19 protein-coding genes are annotated in these 16,410 nt (G+C 35.8%); 8 read left to right on the plus strand and 11 right to left on the minus strand.

The window, feature by feature from the left end:
• Positions 1-12: 12 nt before the first annotated feature.
• The 4 genes from BAU27_RS11910 to BAU27_RS11925 form a co-directional block, all read right to left on the minus strand.
• The gene (locus BAU27_RS11910) at positions 13-1,773 is read right to left on the minus strand and encodes an ABC transporter ATP-binding protein (protein ID WP_071770981.1); all 1,761 of its coding nucleotides are present in this window, start codon (positions 1,771-1,773) and stop codon (positions 13-15) included.
• 54 nt (positions 1,774-1,827) lie between these two features.
• Positions 1,828-2,358: a nucleoside tri-diphosphate phosphatase gene (gene ntdP / locus BAU27_RS11915; protein ID WP_000506627.1), complete on the minus strand. Its 531-nt coding sequence runs from the start codon at positions 2,356-2,358 to the stop codon at positions 1,828-1,830.
• A 319-nt stretch (positions 2,359-2,677) separates the two neighbouring features.
• Entirely contained in the window at positions 2,678-2,932 is a 255-nt protein-coding gene (locus BAU27_RS11920) for a YgaB family protein (RefSeq protein ID WP_071745395.1), read from the minus strand.
• A 186-nt stretch (positions 2,933-3,118) separates the two neighbouring features.
• Positions 3,119-3,400: a gamma-type small acid-soluble spore protein gene (locus BAU27_RS11925; RefSeq protein WP_071770982.1), complete on the minus strand. Its 282-nt coding sequence runs from the start codon at positions 3,398-3,400 to the stop codon at positions 3,119-3,121.
• A 125-nt stretch (positions 3,401-3,525) separates the two neighbouring features.
• On the opposite strand from BAU27_RS11925, the gene BAU27_RS32330 reads away from it, so the two are divergent.
• Entirely contained in the window at positions 3,526-3,702 is a 177-nt protein-coding gene (locus BAU27_RS32330; protein ID WP_002094743.1) for a hypothetical protein, read from the plus strand.
• Between the two features lie 82 nt (positions 3,703-3,784).
• Here BAU27_RS32330 and mutY read toward each other — a convergent pair whose 3' ends face one another.
• Positions 3,785-4,882: an A/G-specific adenine glycosylase gene (mutY, locus tag BAU27_RS11930; protein ID WP_071770983.1), complete on the minus strand. Its 1,098-nt coding sequence runs from the start codon at positions 4,880-4,882 to the stop codon at positions 3,785-3,787.
• Between the two features lie 149 nt (positions 4,883-5,031).
• Here mutY and BAU27_RS11935 point away from each other — a divergent pair, with 149 nt between their 5' ends.
• Positions 5,032-6,012: a metal-dependent hydrolase gene (locus tag BAU27_RS11935; RefSeq protein WP_071745393.1), complete on the plus strand. Its 981-nt coding sequence runs from the start codon at positions 5,032-5,034 to the stop codon at positions 6,010-6,012.
• A 25-nt stretch (positions 6,013-6,037) separates the two neighbouring features.
• On the opposite strand, the gene BAU27_RS11940 is transcribed toward BAU27_RS11935, so the two are convergent.
• On the minus strand, positions 6,038-6,304 hold the full coding sequence (locus BAU27_RS11940) for a YfhJ family protein (protein WP_000998161.1): 267 nt from the start codon (positions 6,302-6,304) through the stop codon (positions 6,038-6,040).
• Between the two features lie 122 nt (positions 6,305-6,426).
• Between BAU27_RS11940 and BAU27_RS11945 the strand changes: the two genes are divergently transcribed.
• Positions 6,427-6,585, plus strand: a complete 159-nt coding sequence (locus tag BAU27_RS11945) for a small, acid-soluble spore protein K (RefSeq protein ID WP_000517891.1) — start codon at positions 6,427-6,429, stop codon at positions 6,583-6,585.
• A 46-nt stretch (positions 6,586-6,631) separates the two neighbouring features.
• Positions 6,632-6,784, plus strand: a complete 153-nt coding sequence (locus BAU27_RS11950; RefSeq protein ID WP_000122093.1) for a YpzG family protein — start codon at positions 6,632-6,634, stop codon at positions 6,782-6,784.
• Between the two features lie 64 nt (positions 6,785-6,848).
• Here BAU27_RS11950 and BAU27_RS11955 read toward each other — a convergent pair whose 3' ends face one another.
• Together BAU27_RS11955 and recX are read right to left on the minus strand one after the other, a co-directional pair.
• Positions 6,849-7,166 carry a YfhH family protein gene (locus BAU27_RS11955; protein WP_071770984.1) on the minus strand — a complete coding sequence of 106 codons (318 nt, stop codon included), beginning with the start codon at positions 7,164-7,166 and terminating at the stop codon, positions 6,849-6,851.
• Positions 7,167-7,179: 13 nt separating this feature from the next.
• Complete coding sequence (recX, locus tag BAU27_RS11960; RefSeq protein ID WP_071770985.1) at positions 7,180-7,992, minus strand: recombination regulator RecX; 813 nt, start codon at positions 7,990-7,992, stop codon at positions 7,180-7,182.
• Between the two features lie 81 nt (positions 7,993-8,073).
• Here recX and BAU27_RS11965 point away from each other — a divergent pair, with 81 nt between their 5' ends.
• The 4 genes from BAU27_RS11965 (at position 8,074) to BAU27_RS11980 (ending at position 11,259) form a co-directional block, all read left to right on the plus strand.
• Positions 8,074-8,979 (plus strand): TIGR01777 family oxidoreductase, encoded by a 906-nt coding sequence (locus BAU27_RS11965; RefSeq protein ID WP_071770986.1) that lies wholly within the window; start codon positions 8,074-8,076, stop codon positions 8,977-8,979.
• 120 nt (positions 8,980-9,099) lie between these two features.
• Positions 9,100-10,230, plus strand: a complete 1,131-nt coding sequence (locus tag BAU27_RS11970; protein WP_071770987.1) for an amidohydrolase — start codon at positions 9,100-9,102, stop codon at positions 10,228-10,230.
• Positions 10,231-10,471: 241 nt separating this feature from the next.
• Positions 10,472-11,029: a GNAT family N-acetyltransferase gene (locus BAU27_RS11975; protein WP_000914737.1), complete on the plus strand. Its 558-nt coding sequence runs from the start codon at positions 10,472-10,474 to the stop codon at positions 11,027-11,029.
• 110 nt (positions 11,030-11,139) lie between these two features.
• Positions 11,140-11,259 carry a YfhE family protein gene (locus tag BAU27_RS11980; RefSeq protein ID WP_000358484.1) on the plus strand — a complete coding sequence of 40 codons (120 nt, stop codon included), beginning with the start codon at positions 11,140-11,142 and terminating at the stop codon, positions 11,257-11,259.
• 374 nt (positions 11,260-11,633) lie between these two features.
• Here the strand turns inward: BAU27_RS11980 and BAU27_RS11985 are convergent, their stop codons facing one another.
• The 3 genes from BAU27_RS11985 to pflB all read right to left on the minus strand — a co-directional run bounded on the left by BAU27_RS11985 (position 11,634) and on the right by pflB (position 16,355).
• Entirely contained in the window at positions 11,634-12,800 is a 1,167-nt protein-coding gene (locus tag BAU27_RS11985; RefSeq protein ID WP_071745389.1) for a diglucosyl diacylglycerol synthase, read from the minus strand.
• Between the two features lie 504 nt (positions 12,801-13,304).
• A complete protein-coding gene (gene pflA / locus BAU27_RS11990) occupies positions 13,305-14,036 on the minus strand; it encodes a pyruvate formate-lyase-activating protein (protein WP_071745388.1) in 732 nt (243 codons plus the stop codon).
• Between the two features lie 69 nt (positions 14,037-14,105).
• Positions 14,106-16,355 (minus strand): formate C-acetyltransferase, encoded by a 2,250-nt coding sequence (pflB, locus tag BAU27_RS11995; RefSeq protein ID WP_071745387.1) that lies wholly within the window; start codon positions 16,353-16,355, stop codon positions 14,106-14,108.
• Between the last annotated feature and the right edge of the window lie 55 nt (positions 16,356-16,410).

The raw sequence follows: 16,410 nt of genomic DNA on the forward strand, positions 1-16,410 counted from the left end.
AAACAGCTCCTTTTATGCTAAAGGAGCTGTTTCTGTTATATGTTGAAGCTGATATAAATTATAATAATATCCTCTTCTTTTCATTAACTCTTCATGAGAACCTGTTTCTTTAATTTCGCCATCTTCAATGTAAATAATTGTATCGACATGTGTAATCGTCGCTAATCGATGTGCAATTATAATCGTTGTCCGATCTGCCGCTAACGTTTGCAGTGCCTCTTGAATATATCGTTCATTTTCTAAATCTAAAGCGGAAGTTGCTTCATCTAATATAAGTACAGATGGATTCTTTAGAAAAACCCGCGCGATTGCTACACGTTGTCTTTGCCCACCCGATAATTTCACACCACGTTCCCCAACGACAGTATCGTAGCCCTCTGGCAACTCTGTAATAAAATTATGAATTTGTGCAGCTTTGGCAGCTGAAATCACTTCCGCCTCTGTAGCTTTCGGATTACCATATAAAATATTAGCCCCGATTGTATCGCTAAATAATAAATTATCTTGTAGCACAATTCCAATATGACTACGTAAATTTCTCATATTATACTTTCTTACATCTATCCCGTCTATATAAACTGCACCTTCAGAAACATCATAAAAACGTGGAATTAAACTAGCAAGAGATGACTTTCCTCCTCCACTTGCCCCTACAAGCGCAACCTTCTCTCCTGGTCGCATAATTAATGACAGATTATGCAATATTTCTTTTTCATCCGCATTATAACGAAAAGAAACATTATCAAATATAACTTCTCCATCTAACCTTTTCGTTTGCACCGCATTTGGTACATTAACAATATCGTATTTTTCATCTAACAGTTCAAACACTCGATCCATCGAGGCGAAAGATTGCGTTAATGTTGTAGATGAATTAACGAGGCGACGAAGCGGACTATATAAACTATCCATATATCCAACAAAGGCCACCATAGTCCCCAGTGTTAATGACCCTTGAATTACCTCATACGCCGCAAAACCAATAACGAGTAACGGCCCTAAATCCGTTAACGTATTCACTGCCGAAAACGTTCTCGCCGTCCAACTTGTATGCGCTAGTGCTTTCGTTAAAAATTCATTATTTCTCTTTTCAAACTGGCCCCTTTCATACTCTTCTAATGCAAAGCTACGTGTCACTTGCATCCCTTGAATACGTTCATGTAAATATCCTTGCATCGTTGCTAACGCTTGTGAACGTTCTTTCGTCAATTTTCGGAGACGTCCGAAAAAATATTTCACTGCAACAACATAAATAGGTAAAATCAATAAAGCAACAAACGTTAACTTTATATTCATAGAAAACATAACAATAATAGCAATCGCAATTGTTGCAGTATCTAACCAAACATTCATTAAACCGGTAATTACAAAATCCTTCGTTTGCTCTACATCATGGATTACACGTGAAATAAGCTCTCCTGTTTTTGTGTTCGAATAATAACGCAAGCTCAATTTTTGCAAGTGACCAAAAATATGTTTCCGCAAATCATATAGTATTGTATTGGCGATACGTTGCGCGAAATATTGACGATAATATTCAATCGGTGGCCTTAATATTGCAAAAATAAAAAAAGCTATCCCAATCGCCGTTATTAATTGGGACGTTTTATCTTGAAGTGAACCCCCGCCTTGAATTACATCGTCGATAATATACTTTAATAACCACGGCATAATAAGCGGGATACCGAACTTAACTAGACCGATAACAATTGTAATAGCAATAAGCCATCGATATGGTTTAACAAATTGTAAATATCTTTTTATACCTTGCACATAATCCCCCCTCTAATAGGACAAACCTGCCGGGAAATCCCCTGCAGGTTTGTTTTAATTTCTGTACATTAAATATCTTTCGTACCACATATCTACGAAATCCGGTGCAAATGGACCTTTTCTTTGATGAATCCACTGTGTTAAATGCGCTACATTTCGTTTTAAAATTGTATCAATAACAGGTGGATACTGCATGATTTGACTATGCTTTTCATACTCATCTTCATCTAAAAGGGTATATGTCATATCCGGATACACTTTAATGTCTAAGTCGTAATCAATATACTTTAATGCTTCAGAGTCATATGCAAAAGGAGAGCTTAAATTACAATAATAATATACTCCTTCTTCTCTCAGCATTCCAATCACATTAAACCAATAATTAGCATGGAAGTAACAAATCGCAGGTTCGCGAGTAATCCATGTTCGACCATCTGATTCCGTAACTACTGTACGATCATTTGCTCCGATCACAAGGCTCTGCGTCCCTTTTAAAATTGTTGTCTCTTCCCACATTCTATGAATGGAGCCATTATGTTTATAACTATGTATTTGTACCTTTTCTCCTTCTTTGGGAAATCCCATATATGCTCCCTTCTTTCAACCGCAAATGCTTTTCTTAAGTTGTCTTAACTACCCCTTGAACTGCATTCACTTTTTTTCTATTATAACTTTTTTGTCAAAATTTTAAAACTAAAGCGATAGGACACTTGTTTTCATGAGGAATATAATGAAGTTTATATTATTGAATACCACATCACTAACCCTTTTAACGAAGGAACATTTCCTATGAATTAGCAATACGTATTTTAGAAGATCAAACGAAGATATAACAAAAAGAAAAGCCCCCTCACCTCTGTTTAAGAAAGGACTTTTCACCTAAAATCAACAACATATTTCACCCTTAATTTGAAATTGTTTTTTCGGTTTCAAAAGATTGAATCACATTATTCGTTTGCTGTTCAAATTTTTCATGTAAAAGTTTTAATGCTATTTCTGTTCTATATATTTCTTGACGGATAAAATGCAATTCTTTTTTATCGCACGTATCCCTTTCACTCATTTCAATTTGCTGATACTTCTCTAAATGCGATTGTAACTTTAAAAGCTCATCCATCGTTTCCAACTGCTCTCCTACCAACTTATCAAAATCGTTCATCACTTACCCCCTTTTAAATTCATTCGCCAGTTATAATTCCTATTACATATTTCTAATCGCGCACTTCTTTCTCCTTTGACTACATTTGTTGACTTATTAGAAGTTATGTCGTTCCCTTTATTTTCATTACAATGACCCGCACACATAGAAAACACTTCTCTCGAACGGAGAAGTGTTTTTCCATCATTACTGATTTGAGCTAGAAGATTGTGATTGTTTTGCAGCTGATTGTGCATTTTGTTTTTTCACTGCATACACATCTGTTTCAGTTGCAAACTCTGTACCATAACTAGCATTTGCACTCTGAGCAGCAGAAGCTTGTGCTTTCTGTGCCTCTGATTGTGCGTTCGCTTGTTTTACTGCTTGTACATTCGTTTCAGTCGCAAACTCTGTACCATAGCTAGCATTTGTACTTTGAATGCTAGCACCAGAAGTTGCCTTATTATAACCTTGTTGTTTTTTACTCATCTTTCTCACCTCCACAATCAATAATGTAACCAATTCACTTAGAAGTTATCCTTAATTTTCTTTTAAAAAATTCACGCATATATCTCTTATCACTCATTCAAACTACATATGATGGAGGTGGGAATATGTATACTGGACGTGATATGACTGAGCTAACTATGATTTCCAAAAATGAATGGAACAAAGATGAATTGGCTCATTTTCATCATTCATTTCAGCAAATTATGCCTTATCTAAATGTAGAGGGACAAACGATTTATAAAGAAATTGTGAAAGAAATCGAGTCACGTGGCGGATTATAAAAGCATGGATTTTTAGCCTCGAAATACAAATTTCCCCCAATAAAAAAAACGTGTTCCAAAGTTCTAGAACACGTTTTTTCATTTATTGCATTGTAATTTTCTCCACACAATTTTCGTAAATTGTACGATGCGATTTCGAGAAAGGTAACTGTTCAAATGCTTCTTTCGATACAATTTTCAATGTATCTGTTTCCACAATATCACCGGTTACTTTTCCGTAAAATATAAATATATCCCAAGTACGATGTGTAAAAGTATGCTGTACATTCATGGCGTATTCATCAATGGAAACCGTGAGCTCAAATTTTTCTTTCATATAATCTGTAAGCTGCTCCTTCTGATTTCGGATCCCTTCGCCAAGTTCAACATTTGGAAATTCCCACATATTAGCCAACAACCCGGTATCCGGACGCTTATTAATTACGTAACGACCATCTTCAGTTTGAAGTACTCCTGCAACAAGCGGTACCATTGTAGGTGCTTTCGCTTTACTCTTTACTGGTAATTCTTTTTGAACACCCTCAGCGTATCCTCGGCAATGTTCACGTACAGGGCAAAGTAAACAAGATGGATTTTTCGGTATACAAATTAATGCTCCTAATTCCATCAAACCTTGATTAAAATAGGATGGATTTTTAGCTGAAATAATTTCACGCACAATCTCTTCAAACACTTTTCTCGTTTTTGGTTTTGCAATATCATCCCACACTGATAAAATACGAGATAATACGCGCATAACATTTCCATCAACCGCCGGCTCTGGTATACCGTATGCAATGCTTAAAATGGCACCTTTTGTATATGGTCCCACTCCTTTTAGTTTTTCGATTTTCTTTACATCGCTCGGTACTTCCCCGCCGTATACTTCTTTTACTTCCTTTACTGCTGCATGTAAATTTCGCGCTCTAGAATAATAACCTAAGCCTTCCCATGCTTTTAATACGTCTTCATCATCGGCATTTGCTAACGCTTCAAGCGTAGGAAACTTCCCCATAAAATTTGCGTAATATGGTTTTACAGCTTCCACCCTTGTTTGCTGTAACATAATTTCCGAAACCCAAACACGGTATGGATCTTTATTTTTTCGCCACGGTAAATCACGTTGTTCTTTTTCAAACCAACCAATTAAATCATTTTGAAATTGCTCTATGTTAAACTTATTTAATATTTCAAGTGTCAAACTTGATCCCCCTCATTTTTTTGCATATATGTACTATTATAAAGATTTTAGGAAAAAATTTAAGTAAGATGACATAGGAAATAGAAGGCAAAGGACTTGAGGTATCGAATAAAAAGAGTTACATTAATAAAAAACGGAGGTGGATTTCTATGGACACAGCCACTCACCTTGTTATGGGCGTTACTCTAGGCAGTTTGGCAACATTAGATCCAACCATAGCTCAAAGTGATGTTGGGCCACAAGCAGTGATGCTTGCAACAATTGCTGGTTCCAATATTCCTGATATCGATACAGTTTTAAAATTGCGTAATAACGCTAAATATATAAGAAATCATCGCGGGATTACTCATTCCATTCCTGCAGTAATTCTTTGGTCATTCCTTATAAGTGGCATCTCGTTCGCCTTCTTTTCAGACGCTCCATATCTGCATCTACTACTTTGGTCATTTATTGCCGTCTTTCTTCATGTCTTTGTGGATATTTTCAATGCCTATGGTACACAGGCATTAAGGCCCTTCACCAAAAAATGGGTAGCACTTGGCATAATTAATACGTTCGATACTGCCATTTTCTTTATCCATATACTTGCGATTGCTTGTATGCTTGTCGGATCACATAAAGGATATACTGCTTTAGCAGCGTATATATTAATGTTTGTTTACTACATCGGCCGCGTTATGATGCATCGAAATATTAAAAGTGTAGTATACAAACGTTTCAAAAATGTAGAGAAAGTAATTATTTCTCCTTCTTACAAATTTTATCATTATCATTTAGCCGTCGTTACAACGGAACATTACTACGTCGCAAGATGGCACCGCGGTAACATCCTTGTATACGATAAATTTGATCGCGTACCGTTCCCGAATACTGCCATTATGCAGGCTGCTGTGCGAGATGAAAATATATCTGCTTTCTTATCTTTTTCACCTGTATATCGCTGGGATATTTTCGATTATGATAACTATTATGAAGTTCGATTCATTGATTTGCGGTATCGAAGCAAAGATTATTATCCATTCGTCGCAATCGTTCAACTCGATCAAAATTTAAATATTATTAGTTCATATACTGGATGGATTTTCAGCGAAGAAAAACTTCGAAAGAAATTAGAATTGCTTCCACATTAAAAAAAGCGACTTAAGTCGCTTTTTTTTAATGTTTCAAATGATCTTCTTGATTGATTAAATGGCTATACTTTGGATTATTTGTACGCATTTCATGAAGGCGCGCTCCATGATTATTAATCCATGTTCGTACTACTTGCTCAGTCATTTCCTCACCTTGGTAACGACCTGATTTCGCATAAGTTGTTTGAAAATCTTCCCACAGTAATTCAACCCACGCACGAGCTTGTCCGTAAGAAAGCTTGTCATTCTTGTCTAATAATTCTTTCGTTAATGCTTCATAAATATCATTCATGTTCTAGTCTCCTTTTACCTATTTATCCCTTCATTTCTAAAGGATAGTTTCTTCTATTTTGCACATTCTATAAGTGATACTTCTTAAAGAGGTATCAACTGATGATGAGGAGGGCGTTCGCAATGGGTAAACAAGCCGAGTTTTGGTCTGAGTCAAAAAACAACAGCAAAATCGACGGTCAGCCGAAAGCGAAATCACGCTTCGCTTCGAAACGACCTAACGGCACAATTAACACGCACCCACAAGAACGTATGCGTGCTGCAAATCAGCAGGAAGAGTAGTACAGGTACAACCTAAAAAATTAACTTCCTACACGAGGTGATAAAGATGAGCTACCGTGATCGTTTAGATAGTCGTTCTGAATTATTTAACCATACGTGGACTCGTCCGAAACATGCGAAAGCGCAAGTTAACGGACAGACGCAACAGACCCAGTCTCTCATTATATTGGCCAATGAATGTAAAAAACGCCAATTTTAGAATCTCCTATCTCCTTTAACGCCTACCAAAGATGAAAACCAGAGAGATATTCGCTCTCTGGTTTTTATTTTTCTTGCAACAAGGAGATTGGTATCCCAATCTCTTCATTATCGTTTTGCTTATAACCCCAAGCAAATACCCCATTGAAGTACGTGATTTTAAATAATACACCAGGTTCTTCTACTAATTCATATGTCTCACCAATATGGAATTTGTTTATATCAGTCATGTAAGCACGGGCCATGGCTATCTTTCTCATTAACACATCGAATTCATTTACAATTCCAAGTTGCTCAGCCTTTACTGCTTGCTCCTTCAAAGCCCCAATTTCTTCTCTAAGCTCATGCGTTGTCATTTCACTGTAGCGTTTTGGCATATTCATTTTATTATTCCCCTCATCCCTCTTCACGTTTCATTTGTAAAAATATCTCTATCTCATCAATAGAGAATCCTTTTCGATATAACGCTTGTTTCATCTTATTTTCGAATGTCCATCCATCATACTTCTTATATTTCTCATAATATTTATTCCCATGATAGTGTAACGCTTCTTGTTGCTGTTCGTCATCTTTTTCGTCTTTCAATTCTTCTAGACAAATTTGAATCACATCTCTAGAATATCCTTTACGCACAAGCATTTCGTCTAACTTTAGCTTCATTTGTAAAAAGGAATGTTTTTGATAAGATCTTTTCTTCTTTTCTATAAGAACCAAAGCATTTTCAATTTGCTTCTCCTTTGGATACTCTTGTAAACTATGTGTAATGATTAGATCCTGAACACCTTTATTTAACAGCTCTCTCTTTATAACAGTGGGACCTTTTCGATTCACATTACTTTGCGTTCGCGTATATAAAATGGCATACTCTTTATCATTAATATATCGGTCATGTAATAATTTCGAAACGACTTCAGAGATGATGGCCTGTCCCACTTCTTTTTTTCGTAAAAAATCTTCTATTTCTTGTTTTGTTCTCATTTGATAGGATAAATAGGAGATTGCTTGTAAATATGCTTTTTGTACCTCTTCATTGTACAAAATATTTCCTAACGCTATTTCATCAATTTCTAAGCCTTTTTGTAATCCGTGTTTCATTAAGATTACTTGATCCACACTAAATCCGTACTCTTCACCTTGACCTTTATCAATATAAATATTAAATCGTTCTTTCGATCGTTTTTGCACTTCTATTTTTGTAATGACAGCCATACTCTCACCTCTCTACTATTTTAACATAGTCGAGGAACATTTTTGTTTTTCAAGAATATATATAATGAGGAGGAAATGATTGTGAAAATCGCAATTTCTGGTGGCTCTGGCTTTATCGGCAAATACCTTTCTAGTTTTTTTATTCAAAAAGGATATACTGTTTACATTCTCATTCGAAAAAAAACTACTAAAACTTCACACACTAACCTTCAATACGTACAATGGACACCGGATTTACAGACCTTCCCCCTCTCTTCTATCGATGTAGTTATTAATCTAGCTGGAGAGTCTATTAATAGTAGATGGACAAAGAAACAAAAAGCAGCAATTTTAAACAGTAGAATTCAAACAACAAAAGGACTCATTAAACAATTGCAAGCACTTGGTACAAAACCACACACATTTATTAACGCAAGCGCTATTGGATACTACGGAACATCTGAAACAGAGTCTTTTACCGAGCAACAAGAAATTCCAGGAAATGACTTTTTAGCAGAAACAGTATTTTTATGGGAGCAAGAAGCATCTAAAGCATGTTCTCTTGGAATAAGAACAATCTACTCAAGATTCGGAGTCGTATTAGGTGCAGACGAAGGAGCTCTTCCAAAAATGCTACTTCCCTATCGATTCTATATGGGAGGTACAATTGGATCTGGAAACCAATGGTTATCATGGATTCATATAGACGATGTCGTTCGCATGATTGACTTCATCATACACAAAGAAGAAATTGATGGTCCTCTTAATATTACAGCCCCCCTACCTATAAGAATGAAGGCATTTGGAGAAACCATTGCAACTATAATGGGAAAGCCTCATTGGTTACCTGTCCCTTCATTTATGCTTCACGCTTTATTGGGTGAGATGAGTATACTTGTACTAGAAGGGCAACATGTATTACCTATTAAAGTAATTGAACATGGGTACCAATACACATTTCCGACAGTAAACCATGCATTACAAAATATACTTTCGCATACAATGTAGTACTTCTAAAACACAGTTTTACAAGGGGTCTAGGATCCAGAGCATTACTACACAAATAACCTTTCAGTTACTTTTTCTTAAATTCCATTAACATTGTAAAGTAACAGAAATGAGGTACCTATGAAAATATTGCTCAAACAAGCCATTGTGTACCCTATTACATCTCCAAAGTTCCAAGGTGATGTACTCGTTATAGGCGAACGAATTGCTGAGGTCAAACCTTCTATTCAGCCTACTCAAGATATGACCGTTATAGATGCGCGAGCTCTTCATCTCTTACCTGGGTTTATTGATGTCCATACTCACCTTGGTCTCTATGATGAAGGCACTGGTTGGGCTGGAAATGATGCAAATGAAACCTCTGAAGTTTCAACACCGCATATCCGTTCTTTAGACGGAATCCATCCTTTTGATATTGCATTTCAGGATGCTGTACAAAATGGTATTACAACTGTTCATGTTATGCCTGGGAGTCAAAATATTATCGGGGGTACTACTTGTGTAATAAAAACTGCTGGAACTTGTATTGATCATATGATTATTCAAGAACCTGCTGGTTTAAAAATTGCCTTTGGAGAAAACCCTAAAAAAGTTCATAGTAACGGAACAAAAGAATCAATAACACGTATGGGTATTATGGGTTTACTTCGAGAATCATTCTACGAAGCACAACACTATGGACATGAAGCTGATTTTCGAATGCTTCCTATTTTAAAAGCACTTCGCCGGGAAATACCAGTACGTATCCACGCTCACCGCGCAGATGATATTACTTCTGCTCTACGCTTTGCAACAGAATTCAATCTTGATTTACGTCTTGAACATTGTACAGAAGGGCACTTTATTGTTGAAGAGCTTTCGAAACACAATTTGAAGGTTTCAGTTGGCCCCACTCTTACACGCCGTTCTAAAATCGAACTAAAAAACAAAACATGGGATACTTACCATATATTATCAAGAAACGGAGTGGAAGTTTCTATAACAACAGATCATCCCTATACACCCATTCAATATTTAAATGTTTGTGCTGCTGTCGCAGTAAGGGAAGGATTAGACGAGAAAACTGCATTGGAAGGAATCACTATATTTCCAGCGCGAAATTTACGTTTAGAGGATAGAATTGGAAGCATTGAGGTTGGAAAAGACGCCGATCTCGTGTTATGGACACATCATCCTTTCCATTATTTAGCCAAGCCTGTACTAACTATGATTGATGGGAAAATAATTTACAAAAAAAATAAAAAAAACTAGTTTATTTTTTTGACTAGATAAAGTATTATACGATTATAAACTGAATGAAACCATAATCAATTTGTGTCGTGATTATCATTTTCAAATTGATGAATGGGGAAGGCAAATGGTGCGCCACCAGCGTTATAAACTGGTTCTAGTGGGTTCGATTCCCACCCCGAAATTTTTTAAAGATTGATATAAAAATTTCGAGGGTGGGGTGCTTTTTCGTCATGCTACCCTCGTGTGAGGAGGAGTTAGTGTGTTGAAAAAACGCGACTTACACGACAGCCACGTTCTATACGAATTAATGGTGGATCCAGCTGTCTTCCCTTTTGTGCGTCAAAAGGCTTATTCTTATGAGGAATATTTATTTTTAACAAAACAAACGATTGAAGCTGAAGAGCGTGGGGAATTAATTTCACGCACAATTTTAGATGAATGGGGTAACCCTATCGGAACAATTACTTTATTTGATGTGCAAGAAAAAGCCGGATTCCTTGGAACATGGCTTGGAAAACCGTACCATGGCAAAGGCTATAATAAATTGGCGAAAGATTCATTTTTTAGCGAACTTTTCTATGAATTAGATATTGAAACAATTTTTATGCGTATTCGCAAAATAAATATTCGTTCTATTAAAGCTGCCGAAAAATTACAATATGTAAATCTAGCAAATGAAACAAGAAAAGCCGTTTATGATGAAATTAATGCAAATGAAGAAGTTTATAACTTATATGAAATTCCAAAAGATCAATATACACTTGCTACAATGCGAGATACAACATTCCAAGATGCTCATCAATTAAAAGAAGCATAGTCTAAATTTTTTGAAATGATAATTATTCAATACTAGTTTGACATATATGTATATCACCCCATGTCTTTGGAAACGATAGATAGTGACTTTAAGACACGAGGTGATTTGTAATGGATAAAAAGAAACGTGACAAAGCGAAAAACACATTATCTAGTACACAAGAAGTTCTTTATCAACGAGAATTTCGAAAAGCAGATCGTGCAGCGGGATATCGCTCAAAAAGTATTTAAAGTGAAACTGAATAATTAGAAGGTTTTCCCCCCTAATTATTCAGTTTCATTGCATAAGATTTTCCAATTAATTAGCAAAAAAGGTTCCTTATAAATAAGGAACCTTTTTTGTGGACAACTTTATCCACAAAATCCATAGAATTGTGCATAAATTCCAAAAATCTTTTGCGAATTCATTTATTTAACTAAACACCAAACGCACGAATTGTGGATAATTTTCTAAAAATTGTGGACTATGTGGATATAGTTGTTAATATTCCGATTTTACTGTCTAATGAAAGCGCGATCCTTTGTGGATAAGTTAATAATTCAGGCTTACTTTTGTTACAATAATAAAAAAACCCTCTTTAAAAGTTTAAAAGAGGGGTTTCATATTAAGTAAAAGATTCGGCAAGAGCTGGTGATTTAATAGGTATACGACTCGGCTCTGCATGATTTTCTGCCAAAATTGCATCCACGATATGACCAGCTGGTTCAGGACGATAAATACTTTTCATTGCTTCTTTCATTTGGAGAAGCTTTATATCATCTTGCAATAACGCCTCTGTTTTTGCAAAAACTTCACTATCATCACGGATTACAACTGCAGCCCCTTTTCTTTCAAAATACAACGCATTTTCATTTTCTTGTCCTGGGACAGGCTTATATAAAATGACAGGTACTTGTAATGCTGCTGCTTCGCTTAATGTAATACCACCTGGCTTCGTAATCATACAAGAAGTAACACGGAATAACTCATCAATGTTTTCAACATAACCAAATACTTTTAAAGCATCAGAACTTTGCTCCTGCAGCCCCAATAATTCCTGCTTTAAAGCTTCGTTTTTCCCACAAACGACAACTACTTGTAAGTTTGGTACTGACATAAATGACTGGCATAGTTCTTTTACACTTCCTAGCACACCATGAGCACCTGCTACAATTAGTAAAATCTTTTTATCCTTACATAACTGATATTTATTATATATAATTTCTGGATTGATCTTTAGCTCAAAACTACTACGAATCGGAATCCCGGTTTCAACAATTTGCTCTGCAGGCACACCAATATCAACCATCACTTTTTTCACATGATCGGTTGCTACAAAATAACGATCTACTTCTCGATGGATCCATATTTTATGAACGCAAAAATCTGTTAATACGTTATAAACAGGAATAGAAATACCTATTTGCTTTTTCAATTCTGGTACAGCGATGATTGGAAAGGTATTAATAACAATATCCGGTTTCTCTACCTCTAATAGCAACTTCAAACGCTTTCTTCCAAAATTCGCATACCACGATGCTATTTTTTTATCATAAATTTTCTCTACACCATAATAAAACAAACGATATAATTCTTTTCCTATCGTATAGCTTTTTAAATATAAATATTTTGTAATATCGGTTATAACTGGATGTGATTCTCCAAACAAGTCGCATACAATTACATCTTTGATTCCTTTTTGGCGAAAGGTTTGTTCTAATGTTTTCGCTACTTGCACATGACCGTTACCGTAATGTGCAGTTAATATTAAAACCTTGGGGTTTTTTATCAAACAAATCCACTCCTAGCTTTTTGTTTCTCCATATTGCATATACGACAATAGGAAAAACATTTTCCTTAAACATTACATACTCGGATTCCAATATTCCCCTGTTAGCTATGTACCTGTCGTGGATATGCAAAGCATATAAGATTGACCCCTTAATCCTATCTGTGCTCATATCTTTACATTATACTTTCCTATAAGAGCTTTCGCAATAACTTACAAATGTTCTATATTCCATGATACTCACTCTTTTACTTCTTAATTCTTTTTACTATTTTGATTTCCCTTTACAATTATGTAAATTTCTCCGCTTACTCTTTACAAAAATATGGATATTCTCTCTTCAGTATACTCTGTTCTGAATATATACTCTAGATTTTATTATAAAGTGAAACTTTAATCAGTGGGGGTTTTATTCATCCCCCACTGATTATTAGCCTTCACCAATCGGGCGTTTACTGTCCACAAATAGCGGGATAAAGAAACAAAAAGTCTAATCCAATATTTGGATTAGACTGCTTTTAAAATATGTTTCGCATGCTCAACATTTTCTTCTGTCGGTGGATTCACATCCGCAAGTGGATACTTATGTCCAAGTGCCTCCCATTTATAAACACCAAGTTTATGGTATGGTAACACTTCCACTTTCTTAACATTCGATAGACTTTGAATAAAGCTTGATAATTTTTGCAGATCCTCTTCACCATCGGTAACACCAGGAACCAATACATGTCTTACCCAAATTGGTTTCTTTTTATCCGATAAATAACGAGCAAATTGTAAAATGTGTTCATTTGGTTTCCCTGTTAATTTACGATGTTTCTTTGAATCAATATGCTTCAAATCCAATAAAACTAAATCTGTATAATCCATTAAAATATCTAGCTTATTTTGGAATTCTGGTTCTTCAGAATAACAACCGCCAGAAGAATCGATCGTTGTATGGATACCATATTCTTTACACTTTTTAAACAACTCAATCAAGAAGTCTAGCTGTAATAGTGGCTCTCCACCGCTAACTGTTATACCGCCTCCAGAAGCTTCAATAAATGGAAGGTAACATGTCACATCCTGCATCACTTCTTCAACTGTTATTTCTTTACCTTTACCGATTTCCCACGTATCAGCATTATGACAATATTGACAACGTAATAAACACCCTTGTGTAAATATGACATAACGAATCCCTGGGCCATCAACAGTACCACAAGACTCTACAGAATGTATTCTTCCTTTTACCATGTTACTTCCTCCTTTATTGAAACAGCCTCCCCCCGCTATATATTAAAAGCGGAGGGACACTTTTTTCACTTACATGCTTTCATGCATTGTACGGTTAATTACATCAATTTGTTGTTCACGAGTTAATTTAATAAAGTTAACAGCGTAACCAGATACACGAATTGTTAATTGTGGATATTTTTCAGGGTGCTCCATTGCATCCATTAATGTTTCACGATTAAATACGTTAATATTTAAGTGATGTCCTTCTTTTATTGCATATCCATCAAGCATAGATACTAAGTTGCGTACTTGTACATCATCTTCTTTACCAAGTGCTTTTGGAATGATAGAGAATGTATTAGAAATACCGTCTTGTGCATCTTCATATGGTAATTTAGCTACAGATAATAGTGACGCTAATGCACCTTTTGTATCACGTCCATGCATTGGGTTTGCGCCCGGTGCAAATGGTTCTCCAGTACGACGTCCATCTGGAGTGTTACCAGTTTTCTTACCATATACAACGTTAGATGTGATTGTTAAGATTGACATTGTATGAACAGAATTACGGTATGTTTTATGTTTGCGAAGCTTGTTCATAAATGTTTTCACAAGATTTACTGCGATTTCATCTACACGATCATCATTGTTACCGTATTTAGGGAAATCTCCCTCAATTTCGAAATCAACTGCAATACCATTTTCATCACGAATTGGTTTTACTTTTGCGTATTTAATTGCACTTAAAGAGTCTGCTACTACAGATAATCCAGCGATACCTGTTGCCATTGTACGAAGAACATTTGTATCATGAAGTGCCATTTCAATACGTTCATAGCTATATTTATCGTGCATATAGTGAATTACATTTAATGTATTTAAATATAGACCAGCTAACCATTCCATTGTCATATCGAATTTATGCATAACTTCTTCATAATCTAATATTTCAGAAGTAATTGGTGCGTATTCAGGACCAACTTGTGCTTTTGACTTTTCATCTTTACCACCGTTAACCGCATATAGTAATGCTTTCGCTAAGTTTGCACGTGCTCCGAAGAACTGCATTTGTTTACCAATTCTCATTGCAGATACACAACAAGCAATACCGTAGTCATCGCCGTAATCAGGACGCATAATGTCATCATTTTCATATTGAATTGCTGATGTTTTAATAGACATTTTCGCACAGTAGTTTTTAAAGTTTTGCGGTAACTGTTTGGACCAAAGAACTGTTAAGTTTGGTTCTGGAGCTGGTCCTAAATTATCTAATGTATGCAAGAATCGGAATGAGTTTTTTGTTACTAACGGACGACCGTCTAACGCCATACCACCGATAGATTCAGTTACCCAAGTTGGATCACCAGAGAATAGTTCATTATAATCAGGTGTTCTTGCAAATTTCACAAGACGTAATTTCATAATGAAATGGTCCACAATTTCTTGTGCTGCTTCTTCTGTTAAAGTACCATTTGCTAAATCTCTTTCAATGTAAACATCTAAGAATGTAGATGTACGTCCAAGACTCATTGCTGCCCCGTTTTGCTCTTTAATTGCTGCAAGGTAAGCAAAGTATAACCATTGGAAAGCCTCTTGTGCATTTGTAGCTGGCTTAGAAATATCGAATCCATGAGAAGCAGCCATCTGTTTTAACTCTTGAAGTGCACGCATTTGCTCAGATAATTCTTCGCGTAAACGCATTGTCTCTTCGCTCATTACACCGCCAGTTAAATTAAAATCAGCTTTTTTCGCTTCAATTAAACGATCTATACCGTACAATGCTACGCGGCGATAGTCACCGATAATACGTCCACGTCCATATGCATCTGGAAGACCAGTAATAACACCTGATTTACGAGCCGCTTTCATTTCTGGTGTGTATGCATCAAATACACCTTGATTATGAGTTTTACGCCAGTCTCTGAAAATACTGCTAAGTTCTTTATCCATTTCATATCCATACGCTTCACAAGCTTGTTCCGCCATACGAATACCACCATATGGTTGTAAAGAACGTTTAAATGGTTTATCAGTTTGGAAACCGACCACTTTTTCAATATCTTTATTTAAATATCCTGGTTCATGTGATGTAATAGAAGAAACAATTTTTGTATCCATATCAAGAACGCCACCGTTTTCACGTTCCTTTGTTGTTAAATCCATTACTTGATCCCAAAGTTTTTTCGTTTCTTCAGTTGCTTCCGCTAAGAAAGAGTCTTCTCCCTCGTAAACGTTTACATTATTTAAAATGAAATCGCGAACATCAATCTCTGCTTTCCATTTTTCACCTTTAAAGTTTTCCCACGCGTTTTTTACATTTTCTAATACTTGAGTCATCCTAATCTCCTCCATTTTTGATTAGTACAGGACTACGTTTTTTTATATAACAGCT

This window comes from Bacillus sp. NH11B, from assembly GCF_001884205.1.
GTDB classification, from domain to species: Bacteria; Bacillota; Bacilli; order Bacillales; family Bacillaceae_G; genus Bacillus_A; species Bacillus_A proteolyticus.